Origin of the sequence: Nocardia sp. BSTN01 (genome assembly GCF_015354405.1) — a bacterium.
Lineage (GTDB): Bacteria > Actinomycetota > Actinomycetes > Mycobacteriales > Mycobacteriaceae > Nocardia.
In genome coordinates, this window is sequence record NZ_JADKYP010000003.1 from 330,076 (window position 1) to 345,150 (window position 15,075).

14 protein-coding genes and 1 pseudogene are annotated in these 15,075 nt (G+C 65.2%); 10 read left to right on the forward strand and 5 right to left on the reverse strand.

All coding sequences use genetic code 11. The features are described 5' to 3' along the window. Positions 1-7: 7 nt before the first annotated feature. Positions 8-1,195 (reverse strand): acyl-CoA dehydrogenase family protein, encoded by a 1,188-nt coding sequence (locus IRT45_RS04930; protein ID WP_309240797.1) that lies wholly within the window; start codon positions 1,193-1,195, stop codon positions 8-10. A 117-nt stretch (positions 1,196-1,312) separates the two neighbouring features. Here IRT45_RS04930 and IRT45_RS04935 point away from each other — a divergent pair, with 117 nt between their 5' ends. The 4 genes from IRT45_RS04935 to IRT45_RS04950 are packed head-to-tail and all read left to right on the forward strand — an operon-like array spanning position 1,313 to position 5,058. Continuing rightward, the gene (locus IRT45_RS04935) at positions 1,313-2,248 is read left to right on the forward strand and encodes a fumarylacetoacetate hydrolase family protein (RefSeq protein ID WP_309240798.1); all 936 of its coding nucleotides are present in this window, start codon (positions 1,313-1,315) and stop codon (positions 2,246-2,248) included. Further along, positions 2,245-2,844 (forward strand): amino acid synthesis family protein, encoded by a 600-nt coding sequence (locus IRT45_RS04940; protein WP_309240799.1) that lies wholly within the window; start codon positions 2,245-2,247, stop codon positions 2,842-2,844. Before IRT45_RS04935 ends, IRT45_RS04940 begins: the two co-directional genes overlap by 4 nt. A 34-nt stretch (positions 2,845-2,878) precedes the next feature. Next, positions 2,879-3,427, forward strand: a complete 549-nt coding sequence (locus IRT45_RS04945; RefSeq protein WP_309240800.1) for a VOC family protein — start codon at positions 2,879-2,881, stop codon at positions 3,425-3,427. Further along, positions 3,424-5,058 (forward strand): bifunctional 3-(3-hydroxy-phenyl)propionate/3-hydroxycinnamic acid hydroxylase, encoded by a 1,635-nt coding sequence (locus IRT45_RS04950; RefSeq protein WP_194804663.1) that lies wholly within the window; start codon positions 3,424-3,426, stop codon positions 5,056-5,058. Before IRT45_RS04945 ends, IRT45_RS04950 begins: the two co-directional genes overlap by 4 nt. A gap of 110 nt (positions 5,059-5,168) precedes the next feature. Here IRT45_RS04950 and IRT45_RS04955 read toward each other — a convergent pair whose 3' ends face one another. From IRT45_RS04955 to IRT45_RS36645, 3 genes and pseudogenes are all read right to left on the reverse strand, one after another. Continuing rightward, entirely contained in the window at positions 5,169-5,516 is a 348-nt protein-coding gene (locus tag IRT45_RS04955; RefSeq protein ID WP_194804664.1) for a dihydrofolate reductase family protein, read from the reverse strand. A 1,152-nt stretch (positions 5,517-6,668) separates the two neighbouring features. Then, the gene (locus tag IRT45_RS04960) at positions 6,669-9,989 is read right to left on the reverse strand and encodes a protein kinase (protein ID WP_194804718.1); all 3,321 of its coding nucleotides are present in this window, start codon (positions 9,987-9,989) and stop codon (positions 6,669-6,671) included. 164 nt (positions 9,990-10,153) lie between these two features. Next, a pseudogene (locus IRT45_RS36645) lies at positions 10,154-10,411 on the reverse strand (hypothetical protein); the annotation flags it as partial. On the opposite strand from IRT45_RS36645, the gene IRT45_RS04965 reads away from it, so the two are divergent. The 5 genes from IRT45_RS04965 to IRT45_RS04985 all read left to right on the forward strand — a co-directional run bounded on the left by IRT45_RS04965 (position 10,370) and on the right by IRT45_RS04985 (position 13,443). Continuing rightward, positions 10,370-11,005 (forward strand): hypothetical protein, encoded by a 636-nt coding sequence (locus tag IRT45_RS04965; protein ID WP_228533668.1) that lies wholly within the window; start codon positions 10,370-10,372, stop codon positions 11,003-11,005. The pseudogene IRT45_RS36645 and the gene IRT45_RS04965 overlap by 42 nt on opposite strands. A gap of 237 nt (positions 11,006-11,242) precedes the next feature. Further along, the gene (locus IRT45_RS04970; RefSeq protein WP_194804666.1) at positions 11,243-11,686 is read left to right on the forward strand and encodes a YbaB/EbfC family nucleoid-associated protein; all 444 of its coding nucleotides are present in this window, start codon (positions 11,243-11,245) and stop codon (positions 11,684-11,686) included. Positions 11,687-11,739: 53 nt separating this feature from the next. Continuing rightward, a complete protein-coding gene (locus IRT45_RS04975) occupies positions 11,740-11,964 on the forward strand; it encodes a DUF6221 family protein (protein ID WP_194804667.1) in 225 nt (74 codons plus the stop codon). Positions 11,965-12,023: 59 nt separating this feature from the next. Further along, positions 12,024-12,383: a hypothetical protein gene (locus IRT45_RS04980; RefSeq protein ID WP_194804668.1), complete on the forward strand. Its 360-nt coding sequence runs from the start codon at positions 12,024-12,026 to the stop codon at positions 12,381-12,383. 19 nt (positions 12,384-12,402) lie between these two features. Beyond that, entirely contained in the window at positions 12,403-13,443 is a 1,041-nt protein-coding gene (locus IRT45_RS04985; protein ID WP_194804669.1) for a crotonase/enoyl-CoA hydratase family protein, read from the forward strand. 97 nt (positions 13,444-13,540) lie between these two features. Here the strand turns inward: IRT45_RS04985 and IRT45_RS04990 are convergent, their stop codons facing one another. Continuing rightward, the gene (locus tag IRT45_RS04990) at positions 13,541-14,032 is read right to left on the reverse strand and encodes a MarR family winged helix-turn-helix transcriptional regulator (RefSeq protein ID WP_194804670.1); all 492 of its coding nucleotides are present in this window, start codon (positions 14,030-14,032) and stop codon (positions 13,541-13,543) included. A gap of 59 nt (positions 14,033-14,091) precedes the next feature. Here IRT45_RS04990 and IRT45_RS04995 point away from each other — a divergent pair, with 59 nt between their 5' ends. Further along, the gene (locus IRT45_RS04995) at positions 14,092-15,069 is read left to right on the forward strand and encodes a pirin family protein (RefSeq protein WP_194804671.1); all 978 of its coding nucleotides are present in this window, start codon (positions 14,092-14,094) and stop codon (positions 15,067-15,069) included. Positions 15,070-15,075 lie beyond the last annotated feature (6 nt).

A 15,075-nucleotide genomic window follows, 5' to 3' on the forward strand; every position in this document is an offset into this window, starting at 1 on the left:
CGGTCGGTCACCGGAACGCGGCCTGGCCGGTGACGGCCCTGCCGATGACGAGTTGGTGCACCTCGGATGTGCCCTCATAGGTGAGCACCGATTCGAGGTTGTTGGCGTGCCGCATGATCGGATAGTCGAGGGTGATCCCCGCGGCGCCGAGAATGGTGCGGCATTCCCGTGCGATCGAGATGGCCTCACGCACGTTGTTGAGCTTGCCGAGACTGATCTGTTCCGGTGCGAGTCTTCCCTGATCCTTGAGACGACCCAACTGAAGCGCGAGGAGCATGCCCTTGCCGAGTTCGAGGGTCATGTCGGCGATTTTCGCCTGGGTCAGCTGATACGCGGCCAGCGACTTGTCGAAGAGAGTGCGCTCCTGGGCGTACCTGATCGTCGTTTCCAAACAGTCGCGCGCCGCGCCGAGCGCGCCGAAGACGATGCCGAAGCGAGCCTCGTTCAAGCACGACAGTGGACCCGACAAACCCTGTGCTGCGGGAAGAATCGCCGATTGCGGCAGGCGAACGTCGTCGAGCACCAGTTCGCTGGTCACGGACGCCCGCAGCGACAGCTTCCGCGTGATCTTCGGTGCCGCGAAACCCGGAGTGTCGGTCGGGACGACGAATCCGCGGATGCCCCGGGCGCCCTGGTCCGGATCGGTCTGCGCCCAGACCACCGCCACATCGGCCACGGACCCGTTGGTGATCCACATCTTGGTTCCGGTCAGCAGCCAGTCGTCACCGTCGCGCACCGCGCGCGTACGCATATCCGCGGGGTTCGACCCGAAGTCGGGTTCCGTCAGACCGAAACACCCGATGGCCTCACCCGCCGCCATGCGAGGCAGCCACTGCTGTTTCTGCTCCTGCGAGCCGTGCTTCCAGATGGCGAACATCGCCAGCGACCCCTGCACACTCACCAGCGAGCGCAGACCGGAGTCGACCGCCTCCAACTCGAGGCAGGCCAGCCCGTAGGCGGTCGCGGAAGCCCCGGTACAGCCATACCCCTCCAGATGCATCCCGAGAACTCCGAGTTTGCCCAGCTCCGCCGCGAGCTCGCGAGCGGGAAGATCGCCCGCCTCGTACCAGTCGCCGACTCGGGGTGCCAGACGGTCCGCGGCGAACTGCCGCACCGCGTTTCGAAGATCGAGGTCTTCCTGATCGATGAGATCGTCGACGGCGAAGAGCTCGAGGGGGGAGCGCGACTGAGTCACCGTGATCCTTTCCTGCATCAACACAGAATTTCTCCATGTTTCTGATGTCAGCAGCGAACCACACAGACACCCACTGAGGCAAGCAAAAATGCACGAACCTTGTTTTGTGCATGAAATGTGACTAAGCTCGGTCCGGCAGAGACGATGGGGCTCACGCCTCCCGCCGCCAGATGTTCCCCACGACAAGGTGACCAGATGAAACTCATGTCATTCCGCCATGCGGACCGCGAATCGTTCGGCGCGGTCGTCGACGACGATGTCATCGATCTGTCCGGGCCCAGCGGCTCCCCGACGCTCGCCGAGTTCATCGCCGGAGACTCCTATGCCGAGCGTGAAGCGCTTGTCGCGCAAGGGAATCCGATACCGCTCGCCGAGGTCACCTACCTTCCGGTCATTCCCCGGCCGGAGAAGATCGTCGCCTCGGTGCGCAACTACATGGACCACCATCAGGAAGCGCTCGCGTCCGGACTCAAGCGGGAGCTGTCCGACTTCCCGCCGATCTTCCTGCGCGTATGGCGCTCGCAGGTCGCGCACGAGGGCGCGATCATCCGACCTAACGTCTCCGAGACCCTGGATTGGGAAGGGGAACTAGCGGTCATCATCGGGCCCGGCGGCCGCGATATTCCGGTGGAATCCGCATGGGAGCACGTCGCCGGCTACAGCATCTACAACGATGCGTCGGTGCGCGAGTTCCAGTTCCATGCCAAGCAAATCGCCGCGGGCAAGAACTTCGAGTCGACCGGCGGCTTCGGGCCCTGGATGGTGACTGCCGACGAAATCGAGCCGGGCCGGGAACTGAAGCTCGAGACCCGCCTCAACGACGAAGTGGTACAGACCGGCAATACCGGTCAGATGATCTTCGGTATTCCCCAACTGATCAACTACGCCTCCACGATCTTCACCCTGGCTCCCGGCGATGTCATCATCACCGGCACGCCCTCGGGCGTCGGCTTCTCCCGCAAACCACAGCGCTACATGAAGCCCGGCGACGTCGTCGAGGTGGAGATCGAAGCTATCGGCATCCTGCGCAACCCCATCGAGGCGCAGAAGTGACCTCCGCAGAAGACCCCGAACTGGTTCGGGTCCGCAAACGAGCACTCTCCATCGAAACCGTCTTCCATGAATTCGGTCCCGCACCACAGCGCCCAGTCCGGCTCGCTACCGCATCAGCGGTTGTGGCAAACCCTTTCGCGGGGCGTTACGTCGAGGACTTGACCGGCTTCATGACCGCCTTGCGCCCGCTCGGCATGTCCCTGGCCGAAGAACTGATCGATGGCCTGGGCGGCGCGGACAATGTCGAGGCGTACGGCAAGGCCAGCATCGTCGGAGTGAACGGCGAGCTCGAACACGGCGCCGTGTGGCATGAAGCAGGCGGCTGGGCAATGCGTGAGTCCCTCGGCAACCCCAAGGCGATCGTCCCCTCGGCAAAGGCGGTGGCCGCCACCGGGTATCGGCTGATGGTCCCATTGCACTACGTCCACGCAGCCTATGTGCGTAGTCACTACAACGTGGTCGAGGTCGGCATCCAGGACGCACCACGTCCGGACGAGATCCTGTTCGCTCTCGCCATGTGCGATGGCGGCCGCATCCACGCGCGACTGGGTGGACTGTCCAAGGACGATGTCTCAGTCCACGACGGACAGCGCTGACCCACTGAACTGCCCTCGACGAAAGAGTCTGCTCGTGCCCTCCAACGAATCGGCCTATCGGCCTACCCTCTCTCATTTCGGCGTGTTCTGCCGCAACCTCGATGTGATGGTCGACTTCTACACCTCCGTATTCGGCATGGTCGAGACCGACCGCGGCGAGGGGCACACGATGCCGTTTACGATTGCGTTTCTCTCGGGGAATCCCGCGCAGCATCATCAGTTGGCGCTTGCCTCCGGACGCGGTCTGGATGCCCCGAGCACCGTGATGCAGCTGTCCTTCAAGGTCGCGACCATCGATGACCTCCGGGAGGCATGGTCGAGAGCCGAATCTGCCGGGGCCGGCAAACTGCGCGGCCTCAATCATGGAAACGCGCTGTCGATCTACTTCTCCGATGTCGAGGACAACACTGTCGAGGTCTATCTCGATACACCCTGGTATGTGACGCAGCCGCATGCCGATCCCCTCGACCTCAGCGTTGCCGACGCGCAGATCTGGGCGGAAACCGAACGGGTCTGCCGACTGGATCCGACCTTCGCCACCGTCGAGGAATGGCAGCGGCGGCAGTTCGGCGAACAGTCATGACCGAACCCGAACGCACCCGACCGGCGCAAGCCGGAAGAGATTACGACGCAGACGTTCTCATCGTGGGCATGGGACCCACCGGCGCCGCCCTGGCTGGCCTGCTCGGCCAGCACGGCATTCGTACGGCGGTATTCGACAAACTGCCGGGACTCTACCCACTACCGCGTGCGGCGGGCATGGACCACGAGGTCATGCGAATTGCGCAAGAGTTGCAGATCGCCGAGGCTTTGCAGCGGCATGTCGTGCCCTACCGTGCCAGCGAATACCACGGGGTCGACGGTCAGGTCATCAAACGGCTGGACTCACCGCCTCCACCGCATCGACTCGGCTGGGATCCGATGTACGCCTTCGACCAGCCGGCCTTCGAGAATCTCCTGCGCGAACGGGTCGCCGCTCTGCCATCGGTCACGGTCTCGCTGGGATGTACCGTCTCCCGCATCGGACAGGACGAAGAACACGCGTGGGTCGATGTACAGCGGGCCGACACGACAACTATCGAGCGGGTCACCGGACGCTATCTCGTCGGCTGTGACGGCGGGTCCAGTCCGGTTCGTCAAGCTCTCGGAATCACCTTGACCGACCTCGAGTTTCACGAAGACTTCCTCGTCGTCGACGCGATCGTCGGCGACGAGGCACTGTCACGGCTGCCCGCGACACAAGTCCAATATTGTGAGCCCGAGCGCCCGTCCACGTTCGTCGTCCTTGCTGGGCACCATCGCCGCTGGGAGATCATGCTGAATCCCGGTGAGCTCGTGCCCGGAGCGGTCACCGACGCTGAGGCATGGCCATTTCTTGAGCGCTGGATCAAGCCCGGCGACGCCGAATTGTGGCGCTCGGCCGCCTACACGTTCCACGGTCTCGTCGCCGACCAATGGCGAAGCGGCAGAATACTTCTCGCCGGTGATGCGGCGCACATGACGCCGCCTTTCATGGCCCAGGGAATGGCACAGGGCATGCGCGACGCGCAAAATCTGGCATGGAAACTGCGGCACGCCCTCATGGCTCCGACGGCCGTGCCGGACTTACTCGACAGCTACCAGCTCGAGCGCCGGCCGCATGTCATCGCCACCACCGGCCACACCATCGACCTCGGCCGGGTCATCTGCGAACGAGACTTCAACAAAGCCCGCGCACGAGACATCGAGCTCCGCGGCGCAGACGACACCGCAGTACCAGTCACGTACCGATCGACCTTCCTCCCACCGCTGGCCGACGGCCTGATCGCGACACACACTGCTGGCGCAGGTCAGATTCTCCCGCAGCCGCGGGTACTGGTCCCAGGAGGCGGCTCCGTCTTGCTCGACGAGCAGAGTGGATGTGGTTTCCGTGTAATCACCAGCGCGGAAGTGAACCCCGACGACATCGCCGCATTGACGAAATCGATTGCGCCACTCGATGGCTCGGTAATTCGACTACTCCCTCGCAATTCGGTCCCCACCGAAGAGCCGTGCACCGTCATCGAAGCGGACAACCTCCTGACCTCCTGGTTGACGGACCTGAACCGAACGATCGTCATCGCCCGCCCCGACCACATCGTCTACGGCACGGCAGCAAGTACCGACGAATGCCAGACGCTCATCGCCGAACTACTCACCCACCTCGGTTCCCACATGGAGTCGCGGCACGGATAGGCGACAGACCGAGCTGCGGCTGACGGGGACACGATGCCCGACAGCAGCCACCGTGGTAGTCAACGGTCAGTGCCGCGCCCACGAACGGCACCGACCTTCGGCGGGAGCGACTAGCGCAAGAGTCGATGCTGTTCGGGTTCAGGTGCCACCGCAGATGAAACGTAGGTGGGCCGGCCGACACGCAGGTATGTCGCGGCCAGCACGCCACTGCTGGTCATCCGGGACTCGGTGAGCCGGAAGGCGGCAGGAGCGGAGAGCCCGTCGAGCAGCCGCCTGCCCTGATTCAAAACGACCGGGTAGATCAGGAACTGATGTTCGTCGACGAGACCATGTGCCAGGACAGTCTTGACCAACTGCCCGCTGCCATGCACCTGCAACTCGTTGCCGGGGAGCTGTTCGAGGGCCACGATCTGGTCGACGACATCGGTGCCGAGCAGCGTCGGACTGTTCCTCTGCATTGCGACGAACGACAAACCCGCAGTTGGACGGCGTTTCGATACGACGAAACCACTGAAACCACGCTTCCTTGCGGGTGCGTCTCTGCTGGTCTGGAGCTCGTCGCCCTCGCGGTGGGATGGCCGGCGGAAGTTCCGTAAAGGCCGGCACCCGGTTCACCGACTGGTGCGGGCCTCAGCCGTGCACCTGGTCCCCATACGTCCACGGCTATCGCCCCCGAAAGTCGTAGGCCGATCAACTCGGGGCGGCAAGCCCGGACCTGCTGCGGGAGATGCTTGCCTCGTTCATCCAGACGATGATGAGCGCCGAGGAACCGGCACTCGAGGATTCATTACGTGTGGACGGCCGAGGAATCCGAGTACATCCGCCACCCTCAGGACACCGCATCCATCAGATTCCGTTTGAATGGTGATCACCGAAGCCAGCCGCAGCCCGCACTCGAGACAAGCCCGGATCATCAACGCCTCGCCCTCACGCCGTCCCGTGACGTCACCGACGGACCATGGGGGCTGGTGTGGTGTGTGAGGGTCCATAAGGAGTCCTGCGCTGGTCGCGTCGGCAATGTGTGAGGTGAAGCCTGACACTGGGCATGCACCGACACATCGGTAGTCCTCCCGGGCAAGTACCTATTTCCAGCCCGCACACGGCGATCGCAAACCAGGCTCGCAGTGCCGGACAAGGCGCCCTTCGACAGATCCTCGTCCCGATACTCGGCGGCGAGCCTGACCCAGTCCCGCACGGTGGCCAGCATCACCGCATCCAGCAGGATCGTGAACCACGATTCCATGGCGGCGTTGTCCGCGCACGCGCCCCCCGCCCCATCGAGCCGCGTAGTCCGTTGTCTGACAAGAGTTTACAGAACTTCCGGGAGCGAAATCGGCTTGGGGGCCGCGATCCGAATATACGATCCTGCCGACCAGCGACCGCAGCGCAATGGCATTGCGCAGCACCGAGCACGCCAGCGCAGCGATGCTGTGGGAAATCACCGCCCGGGCCGGCCTCCCGACCATCGTCGGACCGATCCGGGAGTGGCTGCTTGTGCTGCCGGGCGACACAGGCATCTTTACCGGTTACGGTGCAGGTACCACGGTTTCGGGCCGAGGCACCCTCATCTGGCCGAGTGGATCGACCGAGGGTACTGGGTCGCCGCCGAGTCAGGGCTCCCCAGCCTCAGGTCGGCGTTGTTCAACGGCCCAGGCCGCGATCTGCGCCCGGGAAGTGAATCCGAGTTTGGTCAGGATGTGCTCGACATGCCCCTGCGCGGTCCGCTGCGAGATCACCAGACGGGCCGCGATTTCCCTATTGGTCAGCCCGTCGGCCACGAGGGCGGCGACCTCGTGTTCCCTCTTGGTCAGTTGCGCCGACTGGCCGGGAGCACGGACCACCGGCTTGGGTTGTTCCCTCAATGCGTAGGCGATAGCCGCGTCGAGGTCCAGTGACGCGCCTTCGCGGTACGCTGCCTCGAACGATCGTCGGCCGAGTACCCGACGTGCCGCTCGCTGGTGTTCCTCGTGATAAACGACGAGGTCGGGGTACAGCACCGAGGAGCTGGCCGACAGTCGTACCAGTATTTCCGCGGCCCCCATCAGTACTGTGGATCGCCGGGCGTCGTCCTTATCGTGGGCAATCCACGCCATTATTTCCAGGCAGATCGCCGCCACCAGCGGGTCCTGCCTTTGTCCAGCCAATCGGATCCCCCGGCTCAGCTGTCGCAACGCACGGTCGTGATCACCTTGGCGCCACGCCCCGAACGCCATCGACCACAGGGCGTACGACTGATATACCGATTCGCGGTGTGATTCGGCGATCGCAAGCAGCTTTTCCTGGGCGTCGTGGGCGCGCTGGAATTCTCCGGCCAGTTCGTATGCCCATCCGAGCGGGAGAAGCATCGAAACCTCCATCACGAGGTCGGCTTTCCCGCTGAACATCGTCAAGGCTGCTTCCAGACGAGCACACGCGCGCGCGTGGTCGCCGCCGAAGAGCGTACAGAGACCGTCGGCCGAGGCCGCGAATGCCTCGATAACGGGGTTATGGGTCTTGTCGGCGAGGGCTTGTGCTTCCGCGGCCAGGGCGGCTGCTCCCGACCGGTCGCCCAATATTTCGGTCAGCAGGCAATCCCAGCGCAGGGCCGTGGCCCGCAGCGCTGTCAGGTTTCCCGAACCGCTGGCGAGGGCGCGATCGAGCCAGAGTTTTCCCTCGCTGATCTGGCCTCGGGCAAGCCAGAACGGGGTCAGGGCTGCCGTGAACGACAACGCGGTGTCGGACGGTGCGGTGTCGTGGCTCTGACAGGATTCCAACGCCTCCCGAAGATTCGCCTGTTCGCGGTCCAGGCGCGCGATCCAGTCGAGCTGCCGGGAACTGATCCATCCGTCGTAGGCGTCGCGGGCCAGGTGTAGGTACCAGTCTCGGTGCCGGCGACGCAGATCTGTGTACTCGCTGTACTGCTCGAGCTTGTCCCGGCCGTATTCGCGCACCGTTTCGAGCATTCGAAACCGCACCCCGGAACCGGACTCCTCTCGGATGAGAACGGACTTCTCTACCAGGGCGGTCAGCACGTCGAGCAGGTCCCCCGGGGCGATGTCGCACCGGCACACCTGTTCGGCGGCGTCGAGTTCAACGCTCCCTGCGAATACCGCCAGCCTGGCCCACACAAGCTGTTCGGTGGGTGTACACAGGTGGTAGCTCCAATCGATGCACCACCGCAGGGTTTGCTGCCGGGTCGGCGCGGTCCGGCTGCCGCGAGTGAGCAGCTCATAGCGGTCGGCCAGCCGCTGCAGGATCTGTTGCGGCGACATCGCCCGCAGACGCGCCGCGGCCAGTTCGATCGCCAGCGGCAACCCGTCGAGACGCCGGCAGATCGCACCTACCGTGTCCGCATTGTCCTCGGTGAGCTCGAACCCCGGCACAGACGCCGTCGCACGATCGGCAAACAGCGTGACGGCGTCGTAGCTGGACACCCCTTGAAGTGACAGCTCGTGTCCTGGGCCTGAAGCCGTCAGCGGCGGCACCTGCAGCACTGCTTCCCCGGCGATGCCGAGCGCTTCACGGCTCGTAGCGAGGATTCGCAGTCCCCCGCACGCGCGCAGTAACATCTCGGACAGGCCAGCGACCGCGTCGATGACCTGTTCGCAGTTATCGAGTACGAGCAGCAGCTCTCGCGATGCAAGGAACTCGGTCAATGCCTGGGGCACAGTCTGCCCCGGACGCGCATGCACTCCCAAAGCCCCCGCCACCATCTCGGCCACCAGGGATCCCTCACGCAGCTCCCCCAACGCAACCAGCCAAACCCCATCGGCGAACGCCCGCCGCGAACCCGCAGCGACCCGCAACGCCAACCGGGTCTTGCCCACACCACCGATTCCAGTCAACATGACCAATCGCGAGCTCGACAGCAGTGCCCGAACCGCGGCAACCTCGGTTCGCCGGCCGACGAAGCTGGTCAGCTCCAGCGGAATATCCCCCTTCCCACCAGGCGACATGCCAGCCGCTATGGGAGGCTGGCGGTGCACCGGCAAGGGACCGGTGGTCAGCGGGACCGGCGCCGCAACAGTGCCCTCGCGCCGCTGAACATACGGTTCGGCACGCAGTGCCATCTCATCGACCGCACACCCGCACTGAGATTGAAGCCGTTGTAGTTCCTCGCCGAACTCCGCCGCCGACGGCCGCTCGCGCGGATCCCGCGACATCGCACGCTCAACCACGGTGCACACGACATCGTCGATGCCGCTCTCGCGCAGATCCGGGACCGGCTGACTCGTGATCCGCAAGAACTGCGCCACCAGTTGCTCACCACTGCCGCGTTCGAACGCCGCATGCCCGGTCAACGCACAAAACAGCGTCGCACCCAGCCCATACACGTCCGCAGCCGGCGTAGGCGGATCCCCGGACAGCACCTCCGGCGCGGTAAACGCAGGCGACCCGGTGATCGTGCCCGTGGCAGTGGTGAAACCACCGGCAATGTGTGCGATTCCGAAATCGGCCAGTGCCGGCTCACCGTAGTCCGTGAGCAGAATGTTCGCCGGTTTGACATCTCGATGCAGGATGCCGAGCCGGTGCGCGGCGTCGAGCGCGCCAGCGATCTTCAGCCCCAGCCGCAGAACCTCCTCGACGGTGAGTGGACCATGGCGGCGGATTCGTGCATCGAGCGAATCCTGAGGGTGATACTGCATCACCAAATAGGGCCGACCGGCTTCGGTGACACCAACCTGCAGCACGTTCACGATATTCGGATGCCCGGTCAGCCGGCCCATTGCCCGCTGCTCACGCAGGAACCGCTGCCGATTCTCCTCGTCGAGCTCCCCGGTGAGCACCTTCACCGCAACCACACGATCCAGATCGGGCTGCCTGCACCGGAAGACCACGCCGAACCCGCCACGCCCGACCTCGTCCGCATCGACGAACCCCGCCACCCGCAGTTCCGCGGCCACCATCGGAACCACATCACGGCGTGTACCCAGCAGGTCGTCCTCAACCATCGTCACTTCGATCCCTCAGATCGCGACTATCCCCAGGGACACAGCGCCACACCGGTGACCTCACGACAGGAACACCCCAACGATACAACGATCACCTAATCCGCTCAGGCGCCGATTTGCCATTCTGAATCGCCCGGTGAGTCCGAAGACTTCTAATTTGGGCGGTACTGGCCAGCAACGAGTCCGGCGGCGGCGAAGATGCCGCGATGAGCCGCAGTGGCGTCGACCGTTACGCCAGTCACCGTCTGCGGCCAGCCGGCCGCGGGCACGGACGTACGGGCGATGTCGTAGATCTGCTCGCCGACCCGTCCGACGCAGCCCCAGATGACGTCCTCGACCTCGGCCGGGTCGATGCCCGTGCGGCCGGTGCCGACACTCTGCTGGGCAGCACGGCCCCCGATGCACGGATGGGGTTCGGCCAGACCGTCACCAGCGGATCTCGCATCGAACTCGACACCGCATTCCACGGGTTCGGCCGTGCACTTACAGGATCGCCGCTGTTTCGACTACCCGTGCCTGCCCTGCGGCTGACGGCCGGGCCGTGGGACATCGAGGTGCTCGAAACTGCGGGGATCAGGAGTATCCCCGGCATTCGCGAGTTGATCGAGACATCGGCCTATATCGTCAGCCCCAGCTCCGATCACGTCGGGCTTCGCCTCACCGGACCAGTACGCCACCCGCACGACACCGCCGAGATCGTGTCGCACGGAGTTCCCATCGGGGCGTTGGAGATCCTGCACGCGGACGAACTCATCGTCCTGGGCCGGTACCGAAGCCTGACCGCGGGCTACCCCATCGTCGGCGTTGCCACACAGACCTGCCTGCCGCTTCTCGGGCAGGCCGGACCCGGGCGCGAGCTGCGATTCCGCTGGGTAGATCGAGACAGTGCGGTCCACCGAATCGCCGAACGGGCCGCCGAGCTGCGCGCCCTCGAGCGCGCAATCCCAGTTCGGTGGTGCCAGGTATTCCAGTGCATAACCGGCGCCGACGGGGGTTACGCGGGCGATGCCGGGTGAGTCGATGTTCACCTGCAGGCCACCGAATTCGAATGTGGCATGGTGGCGGCCACTCGACACCAAACGCATGGGACTCCGTGTTAGTGCACGCATAAACGTGCATCTTCGATAGAAGACAATCTCTCTATCGAAGAACGATCCACCGATCCTCCCACCACCGAGAAAGCAGCGTCCGGCCTGTCACGCAGGGTGGAGGACAATCGCCTCTCCCGGTTCGGCCGGCGAGAGGAGACCGATATGGATCGGTGGCGGCGGGAGGCCCTGCGGTCGGCCAACAGCGGACTGCGCAACCAGGTCGAGCGGTTGCTCGACTCCTACGAGCAACAGCACTCCCGGTTCGCGGAGATCAATCAGCAGCTGGAAAACGTTCGCGTGCAAGCCGATTCCGCCGACCGCTCGGTCACAGCGACCGTCGACGCCGGCGGCGAACTCACCGATCTGTCGCTGTCGGCCGCCGCGCTGCGCAAGCCGGCGGCGGAACTCGTCCGCACCATCGTGGAGGCGACACAGGAGGCTGCCCGCCGGGCTCGCAGGCAGAGCGAGGCGGCCGCGGCGTCGGTCGCGGCCGACCTGGACGACCAACCCGACCTCTCCGACATTCTGGATGAGTCGCCGACACTCCGGGACATCCGCGAATTCTTCCGGGGAACCGACAGGTCGGCGGGCGGAGCTGTGCCGTAGCCGAGTCCGGCAGACCACGGAACCGGTGACCGGCTCGTGGCGTCCAAACAACCGTGGGGAGCATTATCGAGTTCATCGATGCGCGGTTGCGCGAGGACGAACATACGGCGCGGGCCGTCGACGGAGAACGGCGGGCGTGGCGGGAGGTGCTGGCCAAGCGGCTCATCGTCACGCTGGCACAGCTGCCGGACGGGGGCGGCCGGGAGGATCGGTTGTTGCGGTGCGTCGCGCTGTGCTGGGCCGACCATGCGGACTATCAACCGGAGTGGATCCTCTAGTTCCGCTCGGCGGGTCCGCGGTTAGGCTCGACGGCATCCGTTCGCGATCGGGAACCGATATGGCCGACTACGCACATACCGACCACGCCAGTAAGGGCCGCGCCGAGAAGGCGCGACGGCTCGCGGCTTATCTGTGGCAGCGCGGGGTCTCCGGCGCCGAACTCGCGACCGTCCCGGCGGCCACTCGCCGGAAACTCGCGCGCGCAGCCGGCACCAACCCGCCGAGTACCGACGAGACCTGGACGCAGGTCGCTCAGCTGCTCGACGAGAAGGACGCATGGGCCACGCGCAACCCGAATCATCCTGCCGCACAACGCGATCACACGGACGAGAAGATTCTGTGGATCAAGCCGCCGGTGACGCCCTGGCTCGCCGACGAGGGAAACCCGCCGCGCACCACCCTTGACAGCAAGAAGTGAACTGGAGTTCACTTCTTGGGTGACCGACGACGCGCACCACTCCGGCACCCGCCCCGCGGCCTGGCGCGAGGACCTGACCAGCGGCGAGGACTCGCTGTTCGCCGACCGTCCGGAACCGGAGCAGGGCCCGGCCTACCGCACCCTCACCTACGAAGTGACCGGCCGCATCGCCCGCATCACGTTCGACCGTCCCGAGCACGGCAATGCCATCACCGCCGATACTCCGATCGAACTCGCCCACGCGGTCGAACGCGCCGATCTGGATCCGCGCGTGCACGTGATGGTCGTCTCGGGGCGCGGCAAGGGATTCTGCGGCGGCTACGACCTCTCGATCTTCGCGGAGAACGGCCTGTCCCCCACCGTGTCGGCCCAGCCCACGACCGGAACAGTGCTCGACCCGGTGGTGCAGGCGCGCAACCACAATCCTTGGGGCACATGGGATCCCATGGTCGACTACCAGATGATGAGCCGATTCAACCGCGGCTTCTCCAGCCTGCTGCACGCGAACAAGCCGACGGTCGCCAAGCTGCACGGCTTCGCGGTCGCGGGCGGCACCGATATCGCCCTGTTCTGCGATCAGATCATCTGCGCCGACGACACCAAGATCGGCTATCCCCCCACTCGGGTATGGGGCATTCCGGCGGCCGGTATGTGGGCGCATCGGCTCGGTGACCAGCGCGCCAAGCGGTTGCTGTTCACCGGTGACTGCCTCAGCGGCAAGCAGGCCGAGGAGTGGGGCCTGGCCGTCGAGTCCTGTCCGGGGGACGAACTCGACGAACGCACCGAGCAACTGCTGGAACGGATTTCGCGCATGCCGATCAATCAGCTGATCATGGCGAAATTGGCACTCAACAGCTCACTGCTGGCCCAGGGCGTCGCGAACTCGGGCATGGTGAGCACCGTGTTCGACGGGGTCTCCCGGCACACGCGCGAAGGGTATGCGTTCCAATTGCGTTCGGCCACAGTCGGCTTCCGGGAAGCGGTGCGTGAACGCGACGAACCGTTCGGCGACTGGAAGCGGGCGCAATTCGACCGGTCGGATGGCGCCGAAGACAGGTGAATGCCGCATCCGGGACGAAACCACCCGAGTATCGAACCGGCGGCGACGACTTCGGAGCCTCGGTACCGAAAACTCGGACGACAATCCGGCGTTCGTCTCAATCCGCGTGCGCAACGTCACCGATCGCCGGCGGCATATCCGATTCGCGCTCGGCACGCGCACTCACCTTGTCCGCCAGCGATCGCACCGCCCGCGCCTCCGCGTCGGTCAACTGATCGACGAACAGCCGCCGCACCAAGTCGACATGCCGGGGCGCGGCCTGTTCGAGCGCCCGGCGACCGGAGTCGGTGAGGCAGATCAGCCGTCCGCGCGCATCGTCGGCGGCCGGGCTGCGGACCACCAGCCCCCGCTTGTCCATCCGCGCCAGATGCTTGGACAGCCGGCTCTTGTCCCAGCAGATCTGCGCGGCGAGGTCGCGGGCGCGCACGCTCCCCTCGCGCGCGTCGGACAGCGCCACCAGGATTTCGTAATCGGAGACCGACAGTCCGTCGCGGGCCAGCCCGGCGGCCATCGCGGCGTCGAGCCGCTGACGCAGCCTGATGTACGCAGACCAGGTTTGTTGCTCCTGTTCGTCCAGCCACCGCACCATGGGAATGATCCTACCGAGTTATTGGTTGACATGGACACCAACCGGCCTAGGAGGACATCATGCCCGCGATCACCGTCGACGACATCCTGGTGCTGCCGCGACTGCCCCGCCCGGAGCAGACCATGCGACAGCGGCCGGTCCGGACCGTGACCACCGCCCACAAACAACTCGAGGGCGCCGGATTCGAGGTGCGCCGGCCGTTCCCGAGCCTCGACGTGCGCACCGCCGACCCGTTCATCCTGCTCGACCACATGGGCCCGGTCGCCTACGAGCCCTACCAGGCCAAGGGCGCCCCGTGGCATCCGCACCGCGGTTTCGAAACCGTCACGTACATGATCGACGGAACCATGGTTCACCACGATTCCAACGGCGGCGGCGGAACGATCGCCGAGGGCGACACCCAGTGGATGACCGCCGGCTCGGGCATCCTGCACGACGAACTTCCCGCGGAGGAACTGGTGATCTCGGGTGGCGTCTTCCACGGCGTGCAACTGTGGGTCAACCTGCCGCGGTCGCTGAAGATGGCGGACCCGCGTTACCAGGATCTACGAGCGAGCGAACTGACACTGGTCACCTCCCACGACGGCGGCGCACTCGTCCGCATCATCGCCGGCAATGTCGGCGGATACGAAGGCCCCGGCTCGACCTACACGCCCATCGCCTACGCGCACACCTCGATCAGTCCCGGCGCGCGGCTGGAAACGCCGTGGCCGCAGGAGTTCACCGCGATGGCCTATGTATTGGCCGGCAGCGGCACCATCGGCGACGAGGGCCGCACCCTCACCGAGGGACAACTGGCGGTACTCGGCCACGGCGAGGCCGTCGCGCTGACCGCCGACGACCGCCAGGAAGGCCCCACCGGTCAATTCGAGGTATTACTGCTGGGCGGCGCGCCGATTCGGGAACCGGTCGTGCAATACGGCCCGTTCGTGATGAATTCCAAACAGGAAATCATCGACGCCGTAACCGATTTCGAGGCCGGACGAATGGGACATATTCCGGCGGAACATATGACGGGCCGCCGCCTGGGTGAATAAGCGGCT

What these genes read in the sequence shown, in the direction of transcription:
- IRT45_RS04950 (WP_194804663.1), top strand. Translation starts at nt 3,424, where the DNA reads ATGACCGAACCCGAACGCACCCGACCGGCGCAAGCCGGAAGAGATTAC.
- IRT45_RS04955 (WP_194804664.1), bottom strand. Translation starts at nt 5,516, where the DNA reads ATGCAGAGGAACAGTCCGACGCTGCTCGGCACCGATGTCGTCGACCAG.
- IRT45_RS04960 (WP_194804718.1), bottom strand. Translation starts at nt 9,989, where the DNA reads ATGGTTGAGGACGACCTGCTGGGTACACGCCGTGATGTGGTTCCGATG.
- IRT45_RS04970 (WP_194804666.1), top strand. Translation starts at nt 11,243, where the DNA reads ATGGATCGGTGGCGGCGGGAGGCCCTGCGGTCGGCCAACAGCGGACTG.
- IRT45_RS04980 (WP_194804668.1), top strand. Translation starts at nt 12,024, where the DNA reads ATGGCCGACTACGCACATACCGACCACGCCAGTAAGGGCCGCGCCGAG.
- IRT45_RS04990 (WP_194804670.1), bottom strand. Translation starts at nt 14,032, where the DNA reads ATGGTGCGGTGGCTGGACGAACAGGAGCAACAAACCTGGTCTGCGTAC.
- IRT45_RS04995 (WP_194804671.1), top strand. Translation starts at nt 14,092, where the DNA reads ATGCCCGCGATCACCGTCGACGACATCCTGGTGCTGCCGCGACTGCCC.